Source organism: Maribacter sp. TH_r10, from assembly GCF_033101095.1.
Taxonomy (GTDB): domain Bacteria; phylum Bacteroidota; class Bacteroidia; order Flavobacteriales; family Flavobacteriaceae; genus Maribacter_A; species Maribacter_A luteus.
Genome location: NZ_JAWMPY010000003.1, coordinates 60,484 through 81,529 on the forward strand (window position 1 = coordinate 60,484; position 21,046 = coordinate 81,529).

Here is a 21,046-nt window from a genome sequence, read left to right on the forward strand (position 1 = left end):
TTGGTTATTTTGTATTTACAGATAATTTATGTTCCACTTGATTTCTCATTACAACAAGATCTAACTTGTCTTTTTCTTTGTTCTTTACGGCAATCGCAAAAAAGTCCTTGATATCCCGGACCTTTTCACCATCGGCCATTAGGATTACATCCCCTTTTTTCAATCCGTTGTTTTTCACTGCTGGACTATTACTCCAAACCGTAAGTACAATAACCCCTTGAGGACTGGTCAACCCATAGGCAGACTGTTCTTCCTGTGAGGAAACACTCTTGAGTTTATTGCGTAGCCAAGCTACAACCGGCTCCTTTGCCTTGCTGCTCTTTTTCGGTATATTGATCTTGGGTACTTCGGGAATTTTTGCAATGGCCTTTAGTTCATGTTTTTGAACCCCGAATTTGTCCATTGGAAAATTCTCAAAACCGATTTTTAACGCAGGGGAATCCTCGGCAACCTTAAAATCAAAAATCGAGGGGTCTATAAATTTCGGATTACCATAGAGGCTATTAAGGTCCCTATCATAAATCTGCGATTTCATCATTGTTTCCTCATTGGGGAATAAATTATAATCCAGTTGTTTTCCCCAACCTTTTAGACCTACATCTTGATACCCTAAAGCCACGATATTATATCTAAAAACATCTTCACTGTTCTGAAACCAAACATGGGGATGTAAGGAGTTGTTGACCATGATATTATTTTCCGCAACCCTATTGAACCCTTCACGCAATTTAAGTCCATTGTTCAACAACAGATTATTGTAGATATAATAGTTGGAAGACCCATCATCCAGGTCAATATCCCACCCATGGTCACAACGAAAACGATTATTTCGGATAATGGTCGTATGCACTGCATCCCACTGCCACATTTTCGGATTCGCCGTGGTAAGGCTATCCATAACTTTGCGGTTCGGATGCCAAAAACGATCCCTACCCCATGAATTGAACGATCCATGGTCACTGGTTTCCAAGACCGTATTGAACACGTCATTATATTCAAGAACATGACCTCCCCAGGTACCGTCCCCGATGTTTATGCCTGCCCTGGGTACATCATAAATACTGTTACGGCGTACCGTAATATCCATGGCCATGGAGATTTGCACTCCGGCCGTTTGCTTTTCCAATCGACCTATTCTGTGGATCAAATTATTTTCGACCAAACATTCCCTGGGGTACAATTCATTTTTGGGTCCGGTTACCGTATCCATTTCCGTCATTGGCACGAACTCCCTATAATTAAAAGAAGGGGACCGTACTGCTGAAGGATCTCCGATAAACGAAATGGCACTGGCCCCGCAGTCGTGAATATGGTTTCCCTTGATTTGTAGGCCTTTATTGTATTTACTGACCATAATTACGTTACCCCCTAAATTTGTGAATTCACTATCGGAAACGCTACAGTTTTCAGTACCTTCAAAGAAAAGGGCCCCACCCCGGTAAATGGTCCAGTCACTTCTTAAAAGAGGCTCGTAATCGTCCATAAACGTACGTTTTGAGCTTTCGAACCGAATTCCACTAATGGAAATGTTCTTAACCGGATTTTCCAAAGTACCGACTACCTGCACTAAATTTTTCAGGGCCGCCACCTCAACTTTAGAGGTATTGGGGGTTCCTTCTTGAGTTGGCCAATAATATAGTTTGTTTCCTTTCTTATCGAGATACCACTCTCCAGGGCTATCGAGCTCTTCAAAGACATTCTCTACCATTCGGAATTCTTCGTGGGGTTCAGAAGGCCTATTGTTTTGATGCCCTCCTTTTAGAATTGGAGTTCCGTCATCTTCCACACCTGTGACCTCAAAGTGAAAACCTCCCCATCTACCTTTGTGCAAAGCATGAAAATAGGTCCCCTCGGGTTGTTTCCAGGAAGCTATGCGCTCTTTTGACAAAGCATCCGCGGCATACCCCTGCCAATAATGGGCATTTTCATCATAGTTTGGATAACGTGCCAAAACTTGGGGTACTCCATCGACCATCAACTGATCGAAATCGGAATTTTCAGGAACGTGTGCTACATAAATATCCTGATTGTATTTTTCCCATTGCAACGATAAGGGTTTCGAACCTTTTATAATGACGTCCGATGCCTTGCTCCCTATTATGGCCAGACCACTTAATTGGGGGGAAAGTAGGATCGGTTCCGATAAATAATATTCCCCTGGAAGCAGTTGGATCACCACCTCGGCATTAAAATCCTTTTGTTTTAATCGACTTGCTTTTTGTATGGCCTCCGATATCGTCGCCAATGGCTCTTCTTTGGTTCTTACCCCCCCTGTCTGCACACTTTGGGAGACAAAAAGTGTTACCCTTTCTTCTTTTGGGGAACAGGATAACATAAGTACCATACTGAATATTAAAACAACTCTTATCTTCATTTTAAATCATATTACAAGGTGGGTTTCCCTTTTAAATAACCTATAGACCGTAAAAAGGCGTCAGCTTCCAACGTTGTTTCGACATAATATTTATCACCTTTTTGTTTCCCTCTATTAAAAAATCCGTGTTCCTGGTTTTCATAAATAAAAACATCACACCTACTCCCTACGGCTTCCATCTTTGCTTTGTAATCATAAGCCGTTGAAACAGGTATATATTTGTCTTTGTCCCCCATGAAAAAAATAGTGGGTGGAGCTCCTTTCTTTATGTTATGTAAGGGCGAAAACCCTAAATAACGGTCTCCGATCCTTTGGTAACCATAACCTTTTTCACTGTTGTCTATTACCGGATTATATAACACCAGGGCACTGGCCTTTGGGCTTATCGACAAATCATCGGTTTCTTCATTGATTCCGGGAAGCAAGGATGTTGCGGCAGCCAAGTGCCCCCCTGCCGAACCGCCAGACGCAACGATTTTATCGGTATCGATACCATATTCATCAGCTTTGGCCTTTAAAAAACGCATCGCGGATTTGGCATCTTTTACAGCTTCAAAGGGGGTGGTGGCATGTTTATTCTTTACCCTATAATCCACCAAAACGGAAATCATGCCTCTTGACGCAAAATATAAGGCTTGGTCCTTAAATTGGTAAATGGAACCTCCATTCCAACCGCCCCCAAAAAAGAACACTATGGTCGGATATTTTTTGTTGGCCCTAAAATCCGTTGGATTGTAAATTTGAAGCTTTAAAGTATCCTCGTTGACTACTTTATAAACAAGTTCATGCGCATATTCATCAATAACCTCCTTTTTCTTTTGGCCATTGACCATACCCACGACGAGCAATAAAAGTATTATATGGATTTTCGTTTTCATAATTCTACTGCGCTATTATAACTTTATCATAGTTTTTTTCCAGCTTAAAATATTGCAGATTCGAATTGTTCCTATTCAATACCGCATTCTTCGTAGCTACTATCCTTCCATCTTCGTATATCGAAATCGTAGCGCGCTTATCCCCTTGCTTATAAGGTAAATTAATGGTAACGGGTTTATTGTTCTGCACCTCATATCCTTCGCCCACCTTTTCAATGGATAAGGTAACGGGGGCACCGGAAGCTATGATTGTCCAGTCTTTGTAATCCATTTTGCTTACTCCGGACAAAAACATGAATTCCAATTTTCCATCGTTTTTTGATGTCCTAATGATCGATAATAATCCTTTTTGATACATCCCGTCAGTTTTGGCTATATCAAGTTCCGATGCATTTACAACTATTCTATCTGAAGATATTTTATCCGATAATGAAACATCTATGATCTGTGTATGTGGATAATCCTTTAAAGCCGAAAATGATACGTTTTCAACCGTATTTGCTTCCCCTTCGACATAGGGGTTAAAAACCACGGAAAAAGGGTTGGCCCAAGCGGCTTCATCCCTTTTTACGATTAAGGTTTGCAACGAATCCTTTAAGATGGACTTTGGTGCAGTCCCTTCGCTTAATGCATTTGAATTAGGTGCTTTTACCTTGTAAATGGTTTGGTTTTCACTTCCCTTAACCCATAACTTCATCACATTATTCGGTTTATCGTCCTCTTTTAACGTAAATACCGCGTTCACATCTTTTGAAGTACTTGCTTTCCTTTTATCCGAAAAGAAATCATAACCCTTTAAATCGCCATGTTCTGAGCTTAAGTCATTTGTTTTTTGAAATTCCAAACCATTGGAACCAACATCTTGAACATCCAATGTTTGCCCTATATTTCGATAAATATATTCATGCTTTTGCTTTCCACCATTTTGTTTCCGAGACCTGAAAACATCCACGACATAAGCTTTATCTGCATTCGTTTTTATTATGGCGGAAAAACGCTGCTGATCGGATACCGTTTCGGGTTCCACAAACGATACTTTTGAAAAGGTCACCTTGTCAAAAACAGTGGATTCACCCGATTTTGGAAAACTATCATCCAACGAAAATGGATGATAGGTACGCATGTTGTTATAATCGGATTTACCATCCACGATTACCGTATTATGGGCCGGCATCCTCGCATAATAATTTCTGAACGTCGGGTGCCAGTAACTTGGGCCTTTACCTGAATCTGGACCCAACACATAATTGTTGGCGAACAGTTCTATTGAAATACCATTGGCGTGTGCATGATTCCCATATGAACCTACAGTGGATAGCATGACCGCATTATTGCCTTGGCCCATTCTTTGGTTGAACATACTGATGTTCGGTGCATAAAATGTTGGCGTCGTTAGGGCCTCCAAATCGGCCTTACTGTCGACTATAGTATCTACATAAAAGAATAAATTGAAAAAATCCTTAGCTTTTCTTTCATATAATCCAGCAGACATAAACTCGGATAAGAACCCGGAGATCAACTTTTCTTTTTCTTTTTGGTGGTACTTTCTATAATTGGCTATTAAAAGTTCGAAATTTTCCGGAGGCAAAATCTTATGTCCACCATCACCTGCCCCTATCATATAACCCGAAGGGAACAAGTATTGGAATGATGATAATACCGCTTTTTCCAAAATAGGGTATTTCGATATTTCATTCCGGTTGGTACCATGATCCAACAAGGTGAATATTTTCAATAGCGTTGTGATAACATGCACAGAATACGTGGGGCATTCGGGCCAAATGCCGGTTTCCTGATCGTAGACGTTCAAAGATTCACTTACCGCTATTTGCCTATCGGTTGAAATCGTAAAAGTATAATCTAAATAATACTCACGTCCTTTTCCGTTTTCGTAAGTCGCATTACTTTCCAAAACCAATGCGATATAGGTTAAAAATCGGGCTTGAAACAAATTCCAGTTATTATCGGGAATACCATTTTTAATGATTTGATCGCCCCACTTTTGGAAAACCGCCGATGCAGTTGATAAGTCCCTGTTTTCAGCTTTAAAATACGCATACAGAAAATCGTAAGTGGTTACCAGCGGAATAACGACGCCTTCATGGATGACCTCAAAAGTGGCCAACCCTGAAATTTTTTGTTGGGTGGAATTTTCTAAATCGATGGGCGCATCCCTGTGATACATGCCATCGATGTACTTAAAAAATACGGGGGCCGCGAATTCCGCATATTTCCGCTCCCCTGTAAACCAATATAAGAAAGCAGCATCGGCTACCAAGCCCATAATCTCGTCATTGATTTTTTCAATGGCGAACCCTGCTTTGGATGGATGGATCCACTCCTTTTTCCCTGTGTCCTTATGTTCTAAGTAAAGGCCTCGGGGGTCATCAAAATAAGGTTCAACAGCTTCCAGTTTTGGCCTTTTGTAATCGGTTGCCCAATCCCTAGTCCCGGAATATCTAACGGTAGGCACCGGTGCCGAACCTTCGGAATGTGAAAAATCACCCCCCTTTAAATACACCTTATCATGCTTGGTCTTCCAGTTCATTTGCAGTCTGGATACCATCCATTCCGCATCTTTCTCCCAATATTGGATATATTTTTCCAACCGCTGCTTCTTATTATCTATCAGCTCTTTTTTCCATTCAACGGTCTTTACGGCCTTTACAAAAGCTTCTTTTTCCTCATTGGTAACATAGACCCTTGGATGCCCCAGCTCCTGCCCCAATAATGATTTTGAGCCCATTAAAAGACAAACCGTCAGTAGTATTGTTTTTATTATCCCTCTCATTTTGTCTATTTGATTTCCAAGTTATATCCTGCCGGATATTCTTTAGCCCCTTTTTTGTTGATTTGAATGATCACCGGCTTGTCCGATGAATAATAGTACTTACCGTCTTCGAATCGCAATGCTGCTGAAACCGCTTCATTGACCGCCTCGATCTTATACTTGCCGTTTTGAAGCAATTTTCCCTTGCCTAAGTATAAATAGTCAAACTTTCCGTTTTTTTTCGAAGTCACCCCTAAAGTCCCTTTGAACTTTAAATTTTTTGCTGGTTTATACACCTTGTTGCCATCAATCGAATTACAGATGACCTGAGTGCTGTGTGTCGACGTGACCTTTAAACTTACCATATCCCCAAAATCTCCGACTTTCGTAATCTTTTCAATTGATTTTTCACCTGTCGCATACGGCTCAAATACCGAAACAAACGGATGTGCCTTTCCATTTAATCCATTTTGGCGTACGATTAAGGTTGGTGTTGTTTCCGGACTTCTATTGATTTGCTTTGGTGTAATATCTTCCCGTAAGGTTGTTGGCGGAGCATCTACCACATAAAGTTCCCGGTTATCCTGGCCCATCATCCATAGGTTTACGTGCAATGCGGGCGATACCGAATTGATATCCCAAGTGGCATTAAAATCCCTGTCATACTCCACTTTACGTTGGTTTTCAAAGAAGCTGTAATGCTTATTGTGGGCCGTTCCCAAGTCATTTACCGCCATTAAAGACAACTCTTGGTCAGAGGCATCTTTAAGGGTAACCGCATTCCCCAGATTATGGTGTAAATAATCGCTGTCATCTTGATCGGACCTGAAGATATCGACATAATAACCAGAGGATTCCGAAGTGCGTACCATCGCTACCACGCGACGTTTTTCTTCGGCGGACACATCGGCAAAAGACACCAGTTCCGAGGTTACTTCGGTATTGTAAAAGCCGTTATCCGCCGTTTTTGGATCCATGGCATTTACCGTGATTTCCCCTGATTTATATCCTGGAATTATGGTATTGGACCCCGTAATCCCCCTGTGATATCCCGCATCCGGAGACCAGTACGATTCGTAAGCCGATGCATCCGGAGCCAAAGCCCACCCTTTACCGTAGAATTGAAACGCCAATCCGTTTTCCGCTAAATGCGACTTTTGGCGTCCGCCATAAAGTGTGAACATCAGGCCGTTTTCTTCATCGTTTCCATTCCTTAAGATCATATGTCTATGAAATTTTGAATAGGCCGATCTGTGATACGGTAACTCACTGCCCGATTCCGGTAAGGTTTGATTCAAGATAATATCCCGCCAATGGGATCCATTCCTATCGTATTGACCGTTCTCCATATTTTTCTTGATGACCGTTGCCATGGTCTTGGCGGTTTTCGTATCGCCTGTCCATGTCGAATAGGTCAATAGCGCTTCAAAAGCCGACATGTTGAATGCCCCACCGCGCATATCGCCAAAAACGACTAAATTCCCACGGGCATCCAACCAACCCAAATTTGCCAAAGCCGCTTTTTCGATAATTGGATTTCCTGCCAGCGTGTTCATGCCGGACTTATATAATAGTAAGCCCATGTCCAAAACCGTCGGGATCATGCCCGAAGCGTACCCTGGGGATTCTGGCCATAAGCCTGTTTCGGTATTGTAATTGGCCATGATCTCGGGTAAACCAGCATAATGATCTCCCGATTTTTCTGTATAAAACGGAATGTAGTACTCCCGCCCTTTACCATCTTCATAAAATTCATTGGACTCCAATACCAACATACTGCCTATGATATTCTTATACCGGTTTACATTCCAGTTTCCTTTCTTACCCCCGCGGACCAAACCGATTTCTATAAAACGTTTAAATACCTCACTGGCCACATCGACCGTTTTTTTGTTGATTTCCTTAAGATGTTCGTGCGGATGGGCGTTTAAGTAATCATATAGAAAATCATAGGTGGCCGCCATGGGAATCTGACGATCGTCGTGGATCACTTCATAATCATAATAACCCATAATCCCCCCAGGTTCATAGCCTCCCTGTCCGCCAGTTGATTCTTCGAGATCTAAGGGCGGATTCATATAATAGGTTCCCAATATCCAAAACCAAAAAATATCGGCCGAAAACTTGGCGTATTCTTCTTCTTGGGTGATGAAATATGCAAATGCGGATTTTTCCGCCAGTTTTAAAATTTCCATATTGTTGGCCCGGATCATATGCCCAGTTTCCTTATACGGGATTTTTACCGGAGTCTTATCGGCACTTGACCGACTGATCCCTAACATGTCGCCAGTTTCGTTGTACGGGATCCTATCTTCCAAGGGCACATTCACATAATCGTTCCATTTACGCATACCGGGCAGACGCACCGTGGGTACAGGGGCATTGCCTTCACCATAATTCCAATCCTGGCCTTTGATATAACATTGGGTATAGCGCTCGCCGTCTTTCCAATACATGGCCAATCGTGAGACAATCCATTCCGGGTCGGTAACATGTAGGTCTACATAGGGGTTTATTTCCTCCAAAAGCATGTGCCATGAGGCTTTGGCCCATGGTTCCGTTTCGATTTTGGCCAAAACCTCCTCCCGATCGCCATCGGCAACCAACAATCGTGGATGGTCTGATGCTTTTTGTGCCTGTATAGCGATGGCGACGATCAAACTAAAGAACAAGGTTATGGGTCTTATGGCTGTCATATTGTTTTTACGGTTAAGGATTATGCGTACTTATAAGGTGTTTTTTAATGCAGGGGAACGGTTTCTATATCGGGGTTTTCCATAGCTTCCAGATATTTTCGCAATATTTCTTGATCCAACTGCGAACTATCCCCATATTGCTTACGCATTTCAACTAGCTGTTCCTTCAACTGTTTTACCACATCGGCATAAGCAGGGTCATCGACCACATTCTTCATTTCATTGGGATCCTTTTTACGATCGTAAAGTTCCCACTCATCCACATCGTAATAAAAATGGGCCAATTTGTATTCTTGGGTAATGATCGCATAATGTCTTTTAACCATATGGATTCCCGGGTATTCATAATAATGGTAATACACGGCATCCCGGGTCCACTCCCCATCATTACCCAGCAATAAAGGAATCAAGCTTTCGCCTTGCATATCCGAAGGAGCTTCAATATGGGCCGCTTCCAAAATGGTTTGGGCAAAATCAAGATTTTGGACCATTTCGGTATTGGTCGTACCCGGTGTAATAACGTTCGGCCATTTGATCAACAGCGGTGTTTTAAATGACTCGTCATAAACAAAACGCTTGTCGAACCAACCATGCTCCCCTAAATAAAAGCCTTGGTCCGAAGTATACACGATGATCGTATTTTCGTCCAAACCGGTTTCCTCCAAATAATCCAATAATCGACCCACATTTTCGTCGACAGAGGCAATACAACCTAAATAATCCTGCATATAACGTTGATACCGCCATTTCATTAAAGCCTTGTCATCCATGGTTGGATATTTTGTCTTAAAATCTTCCATCATGGGTTTATAGACCGAGTCCCATACGGCGCGTTGCTCGGGGTTCATACGCCCCACTTCACGTTCAAAAGCTTCAAGATCCCAGCCCGATTTATCCTTTATGCCCAATTCGGCCATCATTTCAGGATACAATTTGGAATCGCCTGCCCAGTTCATATGCTCCAAAAGGTTCATTTCGGCTGTTTTTGCGGCAGTACCACGACCTTCGTAATCATCGAACAATGTTTCTGGCTCCACAAACGTCTTCTTGGTATATTCCTTAAAATGGCGCGGTGCGGGCAACCATTCCCTATGGGGTGCTTTCTGCATCGAGAATAACATGAATGGTTTATCTTCCTGCCTTCTGTTTTCCAACCAATCCAACGTCATATCCATGATGATGTCGGTAACATAACCTTCCACCGTAATTTGACCTTCATTGGTATTAAAATCGGGATTGTAATATTGACCTTGTCCTGGCAGAATTTTGAACTCATCGATTCCTTTTGGGTTATTCCCAAAATGCAATTTTCCGAACATCGCGGTTTGATATCCGGCCTCTTGCATGAGCTGCGGAAAGGTGGTTTGCGATTCATCGAACGGAAAAACATTATCCACTTTTCCGTGAATATGACAATGCTTACCGGTTAATATCGTGGCCCTTGAAGGCGCACAGATCGAGTTGGTTACCGTGGCATTGGTAAATAAAATCCCTTCATCCGCAATACGATCGATATTAGGCGTTTCGATTAAATGATCGCTATAGGCACTAATGGCCTGATAGGCATGATCATCGGACATCATGAAGATGATATTGGGCCGTTTGGCAGGCAATTCCTTTTTCTCCGCTTTCTGCGCTTCTTTTGACTTACAAGAAACCATTCCCAGTACAAGGAAAACGGACAACATTCTTAATAGATTTGACTTATTCATCTGTTCAATTTGAATTATAGTTTAGTGATCTGCATGGCAAAACCATTATTGCTTTTCACATCGAAATTTAATTTTGACTCGTTTGTTACTTCCATCTCCTCGATTCTGACCTGAGTTCTGGTTTTAACAGTCTCATCATCGGTATATACCTTGGCCATATATTTAGCGCCAGGCTCCAGAAATGAAAAATCAACCAACACTTTACGCTCCATGGGACCGTTGATGCCTCCAATAAACCAATCGTTGCCTTTTCTGCGGGCAATAACCCCCAGTGCTCCAATTTCTGCTTGCAACACTTTGGTCTCGTCCCATGTGGTTGGGACATTATTGAAAAATTCCAACTCAGGCTCATTTCCAATGGTATTGGTGTTGCCCCAAAGTGCATCGTCTTTTATGGGGGCTGCCGGAGCTTTGTCGTACCAGTATAAAAACTGTAATGGACTGAAAAGGCAAACCGTTTTCGCCAATTGAGAGGCATGGGAACCCATTTTATCCACTCTTTTGTTGAAATAACACACCGTATTATCGGCGGCTCCTGCCAACATCCTCGTGAACATGGTGATCAAAGTATGTTCGTTCGGCACGGTTTCCTCATCGCCACGAATACCTTCTTGTGTCAATAAATTAGGGTAAGTTCTAGAAAAGCCCGTAGGCCGGTATTCATCGTGCACATCTACAACCATTTTGTATTCAGCGGCTTTTTTTATGGCTTCATGCATCCAGGTAGTGGCATCTTGGTCCCCAACCCGTACAAAACCATATTTAATTCCGGAAACGCCCCATTCTTTAAATAAAGGCAATATCTCGTCCAACTGTTTTTCCAAAGCCCTACGGTTAACGTACAGCATGACCTTAATGCCTTTTTCTTTGGCATACGCGCAAATGGCCTCAATATCAAAAGGACCTTTGGAACGTTTGGGATCTAAGGTAACCGTTGTAGCATCGGAGGCATCGTCCATTTCGTTGCCATACCAACCGGCATCAAAATGCACATATTGCATATTATGGCTCGCTACAAAATCGATGGCCGCGAATCCACCTTGAGTTGTTAAGGTGCCTTCACGAAGCACCTTTCCAGGGGTTATCCAAGATTCATCTTCAATTTCCGAAGGAGGATTTAAATTTTGAACAATGTAATTGTTCTCTAGTAATTCGCCATAACTACTTCCCATCATGACCACACGCCATGGGGATTGGAAAGGTAGCTTTTTGTGCACCTTGGCCCCTTCAATTTTACTATCGGCTATTACAGCTCCGGTAATGGTGTCTTGTTTTTGCCGGCTTGTTTTACCTTCAAGGGAGGACACTATACTGTATTTCGATGAATTACCTTTGTTGAAACCCAATCGGGCATAATCGACCAATCGTGCTTCCGCCAAGGCAATTTTAACACTATCACCCATCTCAATCAGCAGTGGACGTTCTGCTCCTTCCTGTAACTCGGTCATAGGGATTTTCCGGTATTCCCCTTGTGCGGTAAGTACTCCTTTTTCACGTTTCGGGGTAGACCAAACGGGATAATCCTCCGAAAAATTATAATGGATATTTTCACTTATACCTATTTCCTTTATCGTATTTTGCTCAGGGATTTCATAGGCAAAAGCAACCCCTTCATTATAAGCCCTCGCAATAATATTCAGTTTCGTCTCTCCCTGCTTTAAAAATATTTTTGTTTGATTGTAATGGTTCGGTATGGTACTCAACTCATTGAACCTGGAATTCCAAGTCGTATTTTCCGAGGTATTTTCCATACCTATGACGGAAATTTTACCGGAAAAATCAAGATCTTCCGAAAGCAATTCCAAAACTGAGGTTTGAATGACCTGCTTATTATCATAATACACCGAAAAAGTAACGCTGTTCGTATTTTCATCATCCAAAAACACGATTTTTTTGGATGCGTCCGGTGATTTTATTTCCACTACTTCATGACCAGTGCACCCCAATATTATCGCAAAAAGCGTGCACAGTACTATGGTTTTATTAACAACATTTATATTCACCAATGTTTTCATTTTAATGATTTTTTCAAGTATTTCCATATCCTATCTACTTCAAATCTTACTGATTACGAACCCAAATATGGCTATCCTCCAATAATTCCTTATATCGTATTTCAAACTCTTTCTTCATACTTTCAAAAACCGTAGCCTCCCTTACCGACAAATCTTCGGATTCGTTGATATCTTCCTTCAGATTGAATAGGACAAAGTCGGTAAGCTTGGCACTTTTCACAAGGGCCTCATTCCCATCGTATAAATTATGGATATGGGGTAAGGTGTTATTGTCGACTTCCAAGCGCCCCATGATTTTCCAATCCCCTTTTCGCATGGCTACCCTACGTTCATTGATCGCATCGTAAAAAGCCCAGATCAAAGGTGTACTGCGTGCAAACTCCCCGGTATCCAAAAGGGACTTAAAGGATTCGCCATCCAATTCCCTATTGGGCAACTTGGCCCCTGATAATTCTGCAAATGTTGGTAAAAAATCCAAGGCCGACACTACGGCATCCTTTGTTCCGGAAACCTTGTTTTCCCCTACCCAACTTATAATTCCCGGCACCCTGAATCCGGCTTCATTCGTCCATAATTTCATTCCCTTCAACTCACCGGGAGATCCGTAAGAATGTTTGGCTTTTTCACCATATCGTAATAGGGTTTCAGGACCATTGTCCGAACTAAAGACAATCAGCGTATTACCACTATGGTTTTTTTCCAAATAAGCTATCAATCGGCCTACGGCCCTATCCACATTTTCAACGTTCGCAAAATATTCCGCCTGTTCCCGGGTTTCGGCATAGGGCATATATTTTTCCACCAATTCCTCGGGTGATGCAATGGGTTCATGGGGCTCATGAAAGGCAACTTCCAGAAAAAACGGGTTGTCCCCATCTTTCTTATCCAACCATTGAATGGCTTCATTGACCACAATTTGACTACTGAACCCTTCAATCTCACCCACCTCTTGCCCATTACGAACAAAATTCTTGGGGTTTTTATGACTCGGTGCCGCATTGTTATGGGTAGCCATCCAATGGTCAAAGCCAAAATCATTGGGTTGTGGCTGTTGGTCAGAATTGAACCTAGAGGAACAATGCCATTTACCCACTAAACACGTCGAGTATCCCACAGTTTTCAACATGGCCGGAATCGTTTCCTCATAAGCTTGAAGATGTACCAAATCCCTATTATCCTCACTTTTTTTAAGTCCGGGAATAAAATCATAGACTCCAGCTTTATTTGGACTCCTTCCCGTAAGCATTCCGACACGTGAAGGGGAACAAACCGGTGCGGTGGAATAGAAATTCGTCAGCCTGATCCCCGATGCAGCCAATTTATCCAAATTCTCGGTTTTAATAATTGGGTGACCAAAAGACGACAGATCGCCATACCCCAAATCGTCGCATAACAATACTACGATGTTCGGTTGCTTTGCAATCGTTTCCTTTTTGGATTGTTCCTCTTTTCTTGAAGTTGCACCATTTGGTTTACAAGATACACTCGCAATAACCGTCAGTAGTAAAAAAAACCTAATCAATCTGGGTTTCATATGTATTCGCTTTAAAAAAATCATTGAAAAATAACATTTGATACTTGATGGAATTTCTCCAATATGCCTTGGTATGCCCTCCTGGGCGTTCTATATAATCGTGTGGAATATTCCGTTCCACCAATTTTTCATGTAATCTTTTATTGGCATCGTAGAAAAAATCATCGACACCACAATCGAATAGGAATTTCAGGTTTTTACCGTTTAATAAATGCACCAGATTAATTACGGTATTGCTTTCCCAATTCCCAGGGTTTTCTGCATATGTACCCAATCTTTTAGAAATCTCCCATCGTAAGGGAAATGGTCGGATATCAACCCCTCCGCTCATACTGCCCGCAACACCCCAAATATCGTGATGTTTAAAAGCTAAATAGAGTGCCCCATGGCCACCCATACTCAATCCTGTTATAGCCCTATTTTCCTTATTGGACTTGGTATTGTACGAAGTATCCATTGCTGAAATGAGCTCTTTTGAAATATAGGTCTCATATTGCATTGTAGGATCGACCGGACTATCAAAATACCAGCTTGTTTTATATCCATCGGGACAAACGATTATCACATCGTAGAAATCAGCATAGGTTTTTATTTCCGGGGCTTTCTTCAGCCAATCCTTATGGTCCCCACCTGCACCATGTAAGATGTAGATTACCGAAAAGGCTTTCCCTTTTTCCGAATAGGAATCGGGGGTAATCACCACATTCTTTATGTCCTTGTCCATCACCGAACTATGGACCACAAGGGTGTCGATTCGTGAGGCATAAGAAAATGTCGATATACTTAAAAAAAAGATTAAGCCAATTGTTATCCTGATTTTCATTTTAAACCGTTCCGATTATTTTTTCGTTAAGATTATCTTTTCCAATTCCTCTAAGGTCTTCCCTTTGGTTTCCGGCATCATAAAGGCTACAAACAATAATTGCAACACCATCATAATGGCAAAACACAGGAATACGACTCCGGCCCCTATCATAGGGTGGTTGAATAAAAATGGAATCAAAGAGGGAATGAGAGCAGCTAAAATCCAATGGGTAGAACTACCGAAAGACTGTCCTGAAGCCCTTAAATGATTGGGGAATATTTCTGAAATAAATACCCAGATTACCGCACCTTGACCAACGGCATGTGCCGCTATGAACAAAAACAAAAAGATGGGAACGGCCATTCCTGACCAACCTAAAAAGAATGCCGTCGATACTAAACTTAGTGATATGATATAACCTACCGAACCTATATACATCAAAGTTTTCCTCCCTAGTTTATCAATAAGGAAAACCCCTAACAAGGTAAAAACAAGATTGGTTACACCAATACCCACACTACTTAACAAGGCCGTACTTTCCCCTAGGCCAGCTTCTTCAAAGATTCTTGGGGCGTAATATAAAAATGCATTGATCCCTGAAAATTGATTGAAAAATGCGATTAAAAAAGCTAATGTTAGGGGGAACCTATACTTTTTCATGAAAATGGTCTCCGTAGTATCCGTTTCATCACTATCACTATGAAAAGCCTTTAATTGCTCCTCTACAGGAATATCCGGATTGATCACCGCCAATACTTTTTTTGCTTCTTCAATTTTGTGCTTAGCGTACAACCATCGTGGACTTTTAGGTACTCTCAAAGCAAAAAGAATATAGAGTACTGCTGGTATGGCTTCGACACCTACCATCCAACGCCAGTCATTTTCCCCAATACCACTTAAAAGGTAATTGGACAAAAATGCGATCAAAATTCCAAAAACGATATTGAATTGGTACATCGCTACCAATCGGCCCCTATTTTTCGCCGGGGCTATTTCAGAGATATACGCCGGTGCCGCTATGGTCGATGCACCTACACCGATACCACCTATAAAACGGAATATTGCAAATACCCAAGGACCACTTGCCAGTCCAGAGCCCAAGGCCGAAATAGCAAATAAAATACCAATGACGATCAACGTGTTCTTTCGCCCAAACTTATTTGTTGGTATACCACCGAAAATTGCTCCTATTACCGTACCCCAAAGTGCCATACCCATGACCACCCAACCGTGAAATGCGTCCGATGACTCCCATAAGGCCTGCAATTTTTTATCCGCTCCGGAAATAACAACTACATCAAATCCGAATAAAAATCCTGCCAGTGCTGCGGTAATGGACCATAAAATTATTTTCTTGTTCATTTGTATATTGATCTTTATTGGTTTATAAGTGATTAAAGTTATTCTATTGTAATGGAACTACCATATTCCAAGTTTTTGTACCGTTACCAAAACCTCCAGGGCCATCCATGGTAGCAAAAAATATGTGTGTTGGCTTTCCTTTTTCAACCAAGACAAATGGCCGTTCCAATTGTCCTTGGCGTATGGTTTCACCATTATCCCACTGAATTGTTTTCGTATATGCTTTCGGATTTTCGTCTATGACCCAATCGATACCGTTTTTGGAATGTGCCAAAAGTCCATCGCCCTGCCCCCCGGTTATTTTACCCCGTTGGTCTTTTGCTATCATATGATACCCCGAATCATCGCTCCAAAGATGTGGATCCTCGATTTCCCCAAAACGTTCCATTGAGAATAAGGGTTCGTTTTTTACAACGGAATACTTTCCATCATATTTGGGCGCCGTAGCCACACCAATGGCCATATCACTGTGTTTTATACCATCTTCCTGATAGCTTCTTCCCTTAAAGAGTAAAACCACCGAGCCATCTTCCTTGATCAAGGGAGACGGATTTGAAGTTAAAAAACTATAGAAGGTATTCGGACTAACATCCAAAATAGGGGCATCCAAACGTTTCCATGGACCGTACGGGCTATCGGAAGTAGCCATTCCAACACGCTTTCCCCATCGGCCCGCACTACACCATTTACTGTTTAAATCGAATTCATCGATATTATCTTTTGTAATATCTTCAAAAGGATGCGTAGACCCCATATAATAAAGAATATAGACCCCTTTATATTTTACGATTTTAGGGTTATGGCAAGACCTGCCGTCCCAATATTGTGCTCCTCTCGCCCCTAGGGCCACATCTTGGAATTTATAAGGTCCTTCAGGAACATCCGAGGTGGCATGAACAATCTCTGAAGCGACCATCCAACCCGGATGAAAAGGCAACCATTTTGGCCAACGAGAGGCGTACATATGGTAGATACCGTCGTCCCCTTTAATCACAGAACTCCCCCAAACCCAATAATCTTCCATTTGGAATCCACCATTTATGGGGGCTTCTTTCAGATTAGCTTTAATAGGGTTTTGAGCCAAACATGATGATGTAAATGCTATGAGCACGGCAAAAATCATATGTTTAAAATATTCCCCCATTTTTATCTTATTAACTCTTTTTAAATTCTCTGACCGTTTTTAATATAAAACCACCCTATTCTTTTTTAGAAATACTTATTTCGAGCTTGGATCGTCTATAACCCCTTCTACCACTACTTTAACTACAGTTGCTAATGGATCTGGTGCTGAATTGGGTAACTTTATTACCAGTCCGTTATCTAAAGAATGGGTTTTTATTTGTTTTCCAGAATCCAACAAGCTGGATTTCATTACTTTATTATGTACCTCGGGAACAATCAACTCACCATTTTCAGGCCAGTTGAATACTGAAAAATACAATATAGTATTTCCATTTTCTTTCTTTTGGGTACAACGACCCCAAACGAATTTTTCGAATGGACTAAAGGTCGTTCCGTAAATGGCCTCGCCATTCACCTTGATCCAATCCCCAACCACTTTCAATCTCTCTGCAGATTCAGTGGGAATGACACCTTCTCCCGTAGGACCTACATTCAGTAAAAAATTACCTCCTTTACTGGCAATGTCGATTAAATGGTGTACTAACTCTTCACTTGTTCGCCAATTGTCATCGGCCTTGTTGTACCCCCAATGGTTATTCATGGTCATACAACTTTCCCAAGGTTTTATGGATATTCCTTCGGGTACTTCCTGCTCATTGACCGTATAATCCCCCAAACAAGGACCGACCCTACTATTGATGATACATTTAGGTTGCAATTCCCTAATTATATCCACTATTTTCTGCCCTTGCTGTTTACTTACCAACTCATAGGTATCGAACCACATGACCCCGATATCGCCATAATTGGTCAATAATTCCTTAATTTGGGGAATGGCTTTTCTATCTAGGTAACGCTGTAATTTCTTGTCTTTTTCAATCGGATAATCAATAAGGTTGCTTCTCCATGCAATATTGCCCGCATAACCCGTAGGACAATCCGGATCTTCCCAATCCCGACCCAAGGAATAATACACACAAAAACGCAAGCCCTGTTTTTTACACTCCTCTGCCAGTTCTTTTAGTGGATCCCGATGAAAGGAGGAACCCTTTATGATGTTATGATCGTTTACTTGGGAATTATACATGGCAAAACCATCATGGTGTTTTGAAGTGACCACAATATATTTCATTCCAGCATTTTTTGCGATAGACACCCATTCTTTGGCATCAAATTTTATCGGATTAAAGGTTTTTGCATATTCCTTATACTCTTGAAGGGGGATTTTAGCCGTAAACTGCAACCACTCCGCATGATTCGTTTCCCCCTTCCACTCACCGCCAGCTTTGGAATACACGCCCCAATGGATGAACATTCCGAAACGCGCATCTTGCCACCATTCCATTCGCTGTTCTTGAGTAATATCAGTGCTATCGGAAGTGTTTTGTGCTTTTACAGACCCAAACACTAAAACAAAAAGCAATATAAAGTTCTTTAATTTCTCCATTTGTTTAATTTCAACACTTTAGTTTGTAATTGCCCTTTGCTTTAAACTTCCATCAAAAGACCTTAAAAATAGTAAGTTAAGATGAAGCTATTAAACAAAAAGACATCTGGGCTTCTGTAGGTTATCCCCGAACCCGATGCTCAATAATTTCTTTGGCATCATTGGGACCTGTTTTTTGTTTCCCGGTCAATAAGTAAATCACCATTCCTGCATCCGAAGGATCAAATTCCCCTTTTTTAATACAGGTCAATTGACGTTGGTATAACCAATCCAATTGTTTTTCCTTTTGGGAGGAATCTTTTCGCACTGGCGATGTCTTGATCCAATCGAACATCTCGCGTGGTGCTTTCATGCCCTCGTAGTCCTTACCACCATTCTGATCCACTATACGATCTAAAACCAAACCCATGGGTTCGAATTTGTCTTTGATACCATCCCATGTCCACCCTGTATGTTGTTCCCAATCATAAGGTTTGTTGGCATGGTCATTATTCCAATTGGAATGTGATATAAGCCGAACAAATTTCAACTTGGAAGGATCTGACTTTTCAATGGCACTGCCAACCACATGCATTGGTCCGGCCGCAATAATATATAAAGGGCTATTTTGGTTCGATTTATTGATTTCATCGGTAATCGCGCGAATTGCCTTTTTAGGATGCTCCACTGCTTCGATAAAACTTGAATTCTCAAAGTTGAATACTTTTTTTCCCTCAAGGGCACTGATCAACATCTCTTCCTTTCCATTTGCCTTTTCATGGTTGCTGCCCCATATATGATCACTGAAAGTGTAAACGGTAAGACTATCCTGTAGTCCTTTAGCTTCAAGTAGCGCCAAGGAGAAAGGTGTTGCCGCCCAATCATCATGATCGTGCTCATTACCGTCCGAACTGATAACGATCCTACCTTGTGTATACGGTATCGTTTGTGCTTTTCCAATAAAACAGAACATCCCTAGCAGTATAAGAATAAGTTTATTATATGTTAGGTTCATATTCATATATAGTTATGATTTAGCTACAGCCTTACTTTCTTGAGTTTCGTTCAACTTTTTTAAACGCAATAAGGCTTCCATATAGTAATAATCTGCATAAACTATAGGAATGTCAATCTCCGAGTTTTTAGGATAATGCCCAGTGGAATGTAATAAAAGAGCTTGATTGGCATCTCCACTATAATACTTATCAGAAGATAATATAGTAACTAATTTCGTCGCTGCATCTATATATTTATTCTTTAACCCTTTATCTTCGACAAGGCCAGATAATTCGAGTAACCCACAAGCGGCGACTGCAGCGGCAGAAGCATCTTTCGGCGCATTTGGTATTTTTGGATCATCAAAATCCCAATAAGGTATTCCATCTTCGGGTAAACGGTTTAGGAAATGGTCGGCGACCTTTATCGAAGTATCGAGAAAATCTTTTCTACCTGTTTCCCTATATGCAACGGCAAAACCATAGATTCCCCACGTTTGCCCCCTGGCCCACATAGATTCATCTGCATAACCTTGATGTGTTTTACCTTCAATGAATTCACCTGTGACCTCATCAAAAGACCCGACATGGTAAATAGCACTGTCTGGTCTAACCAAATTTTTCATGGTTACATTGGCATGACTTTCCGCAATATCATATAAATCTTGACTGCCACCGTTCTTGGCCGCCCAAAAAAGCAACTCCAAGTTCATCATATTATCAATAATGGTATTATGCCTAAATTTGTTTACTTGGGAAGGCCATGAAAGTATACTACCTACATTAGGATTGTAAAGCGTGGCCAAAGTATCGGCGGCTGACAACAGTACCTCTTTATATTCAGGGTTACCGGTTAACCTATAACCATTGCCATAACTAAGATATACCATAAATCCTATATCATGGTTTCTTGCAGAGCTGTAGGCTATGGTCTTTAATGGGGCCGTAAATTTCTCAGCCTCTTCCTTTACATACTCATCACCGGAAGCTTCGAAGGCATACCACAAAACACCGGGCCAAAACCCACTGCACCAATCCTGTACATCAACAGTTGCCCAAGTCGTTTGTCCGTTCGGGATATTTCTGGGAAATTGATCAACATCCCCAAGGGCTTTCTCCGTTGTTTTAATCTTTAACACATTTTCGTGTAGTACTTTACTAGGAGAAAAACCTAAGTCCTCTTTTTTTTCAGAGGCACATGAAGAAATCAATAACGAAACAAACAAAATCAATGGCAGCCTTATTCTCATCTGAAATAATTTTCGAACCCTTATGGATTCATTAAAATTTATTAGTAATTAAAAAAGAAAATCGTTTAAACCTCGAGGGTAATTTGAAGCACCCGTAACAAAAA

At 41.4% G+C, this 21,046-nt stretch carries 13 protein-coding genes; all 13 read right to left on the minus strand.

The annotated features are described in order from the left end of the window. Nucleotides 1-4 precede the first annotated feature (4 nt). A complete protein-coding gene (locus R3X28_RS09675) occupies nt 5-2,374 on the minus strand; it encodes a PDZ domain-containing protein (RefSeq protein WP_317664121.1) in 2,370 nt (789 codons plus the stop codon). A gap of 11 nt (nt 2,375-2,385) precedes the next feature. Continuing rightward, nucleotides 2,386-3,252, minus strand: a complete 867-nt coding sequence (locus R3X28_RS09680) for an alpha/beta hydrolase (RefSeq protein WP_317664122.1) — start codon at nt 3,250-3,252, stop codon at nt 2,386-2,388. Nucleotides 3,253-3,256: 4 nt separating this feature from the next. Then, nucleotides 3,257-6,043 carry a heparinase II/III family protein gene (locus R3X28_RS09685; RefSeq protein WP_317664123.1) on the minus strand — a complete coding sequence of 929 codons (2,787 nt, stop codon included), beginning with the start codon at nt 6,041-6,043 and terminating at the stop codon, nt 3,257-3,259. A gap of 5 nt (nt 6,044-6,048) precedes the next feature. Continuing rightward, nucleotides 6,049-8,718 (minus strand): hypothetical protein, encoded by a 2,670-nt coding sequence (locus R3X28_RS09690; RefSeq protein ID WP_317664124.1) that lies wholly within the window; start codon nt 8,716-8,718, stop codon nt 6,049-6,051. A 44-nt stretch (nt 8,719-8,762) separates the two neighbouring features. Then, nucleotides 8,763-10,430: a sulfatase gene (locus R3X28_RS09695; protein ID WP_317664125.1), complete on the minus strand. Its 1,668-nt coding sequence runs from the start codon at nt 10,428-10,430 to the stop codon at nt 8,763-8,765. 14 nt (nt 10,431-10,444) lie between these two features. Continuing rightward, nucleotides 10,445-12,472 (minus strand): glycoside hydrolase family 97 protein, encoded by a 2,028-nt coding sequence (locus R3X28_RS09700; protein ID WP_317664126.1) that lies wholly within the window; start codon nt 12,470-12,472, stop codon nt 10,445-10,447. 19 nt (nt 12,473-12,491) lie between these two features. Continuing rightward, nucleotides 12,492-13,979: a sulfatase gene (locus R3X28_RS09705; protein WP_317664127.1), complete on the minus strand. Its 1,488-nt coding sequence runs from the start codon at nt 13,977-13,979 to the stop codon at nt 12,492-12,494. Beyond that, the gene (locus tag R3X28_RS09710) at nt 13,960-14,802 is read right to left on the minus strand and encodes an alpha/beta hydrolase family protein (RefSeq protein WP_317664128.1); all 843 of its coding nucleotides are present in this window, start codon (nt 14,800-14,802) and stop codon (nt 13,960-13,962) included. The genes R3X28_RS09705 and R3X28_RS09710 overlap by 20 nt, the downstream gene beginning before the upstream one ends. Nucleotides 14,803-14,817: 15 nt before the next feature. Further along, nucleotides 14,818-16,146, minus strand: coding sequence for a sugar porter family MFS transporter (locus R3X28_RS09715; protein WP_317664129.1), 1,329 nt, complete (start codon nt 16,144-16,146; stop codon nt 14,818-14,820). A 43-nt stretch (nt 16,147-16,189) separates the two neighbouring features. Then, nucleotides 16,190-17,290: a glycoside hydrolase family protein gene (locus tag R3X28_RS09720; RefSeq protein ID WP_317664130.1), complete on the minus strand. Its 1,101-nt coding sequence runs from the start codon at nt 17,288-17,290 to the stop codon at nt 16,190-16,192. Nucleotides 17,291-17,365: 75 nt separating this feature from the next. After that, complete coding sequence (locus tag R3X28_RS09725) at nt 17,366-18,718, minus strand: alpha-L-fucosidase (RefSeq protein WP_317664131.1); 1,353 nt, start codon at nt 18,716-18,718, stop codon at nt 17,366-17,368. Between the two features lie 121 nt (nt 18,719-18,839). Continuing rightward, nucleotides 18,840-19,718: a hypothetical protein gene (locus R3X28_RS09730; protein WP_317664132.1), complete on the minus strand. Its 879-nt coding sequence runs from the start codon at nt 19,716-19,718 to the stop codon at nt 18,840-18,842. Nucleotides 19,719-19,724: 6 nt separating this feature from the next. Beyond that, the gene (locus R3X28_RS09735; protein ID WP_317664133.1) at nt 19,725-20,942 is read right to left on the minus strand and encodes a glycoside hydrolase family 88 protein; all 1,218 of its coding nucleotides are present in this window, start codon (nt 20,940-20,942) and stop codon (nt 19,725-19,727) included. Nucleotides 20,943-21,046 lie beyond the last annotated feature (104 nt).

Coding starts and splice junctions, on each gene's coding strand:
- R3X28_RS09675 (WP_317664121.1), bottom strand. CDS start 2,374: ATGAAGATAAGAGTTGTTTTAATATTCAGTATGGTACTTATGTTATCC.
- R3X28_RS09680 (WP_317664122.1), bottom strand. CDS start 3,252: ATGAAAACGAAAATCCATATAATACTTTTATTGCTCGTCGTGGGTATG.
- R3X28_RS09685 (WP_317664123.1), bottom strand. CDS start 6,043: ATGAGAGGGATAATAAAAACAATACTACTGACGGTTTGTCTTTTAATG.
- R3X28_RS09690 (WP_317664124.1), bottom strand. CDS start 8,718: ATGACAGCCATAAGACCCATAACCTTGTTCTTTAGTTTGATCGTCGCC.
- R3X28_RS09695 (WP_317664125.1), bottom strand. CDS start 10,430: ATGAATAAGTCAAATCTATTAAGAATGTTGTCCGTTTTCCTTGTACTG.
- R3X28_RS09700 (WP_317664126.1), bottom strand. CDS start 12,472: ATGGAAATACTTGAAAAAATCATTAAAATGAAAACATTGGTGAATATA.
- R3X28_RS09705 (WP_317664127.1), bottom strand. CDS start 13,979: ATGAAACCCAGATTGATTAGGTTTTTTTTACTACTGACGGTTATTGCG.
- R3X28_RS09710 (WP_317664128.1), bottom strand. CDS start 14,802: ATGAAAATCAGGATAACAATTGGCTTAATCTTTTTTTTAAGTATATCG.
- R3X28_RS09715 (WP_317664129.1), bottom strand. CDS start 16,146: ATGAACAAGAAAATAATTTTATGGTCCATTACCGCAGCACTGGCAGGA.
- R3X28_RS09720 (WP_317664130.1), bottom strand. CDS start 17,290: ATGGGGGAATATTTTAAACATATGATTTTTGCCGTGCTCATAGCATTT.
- R3X28_RS09725 (WP_317664131.1), bottom strand. CDS start 18,718: ATGGAGAAATTAAAGAACTTTATATTGCTTTTTGTTTTAGTGTTTGGG.
- R3X28_RS09730 (WP_317664132.1), bottom strand. CDS start 19,718: ATGAATATGAACCTAACATATAATAAACTTATTCTTATACTGCTAGGG.
- R3X28_RS09735 (WP_317664133.1), bottom strand. CDS start 20,942: ATGAGAATAAGGCTGCCATTGATTTTGTTTGTTTCGTTATTGATTTCT.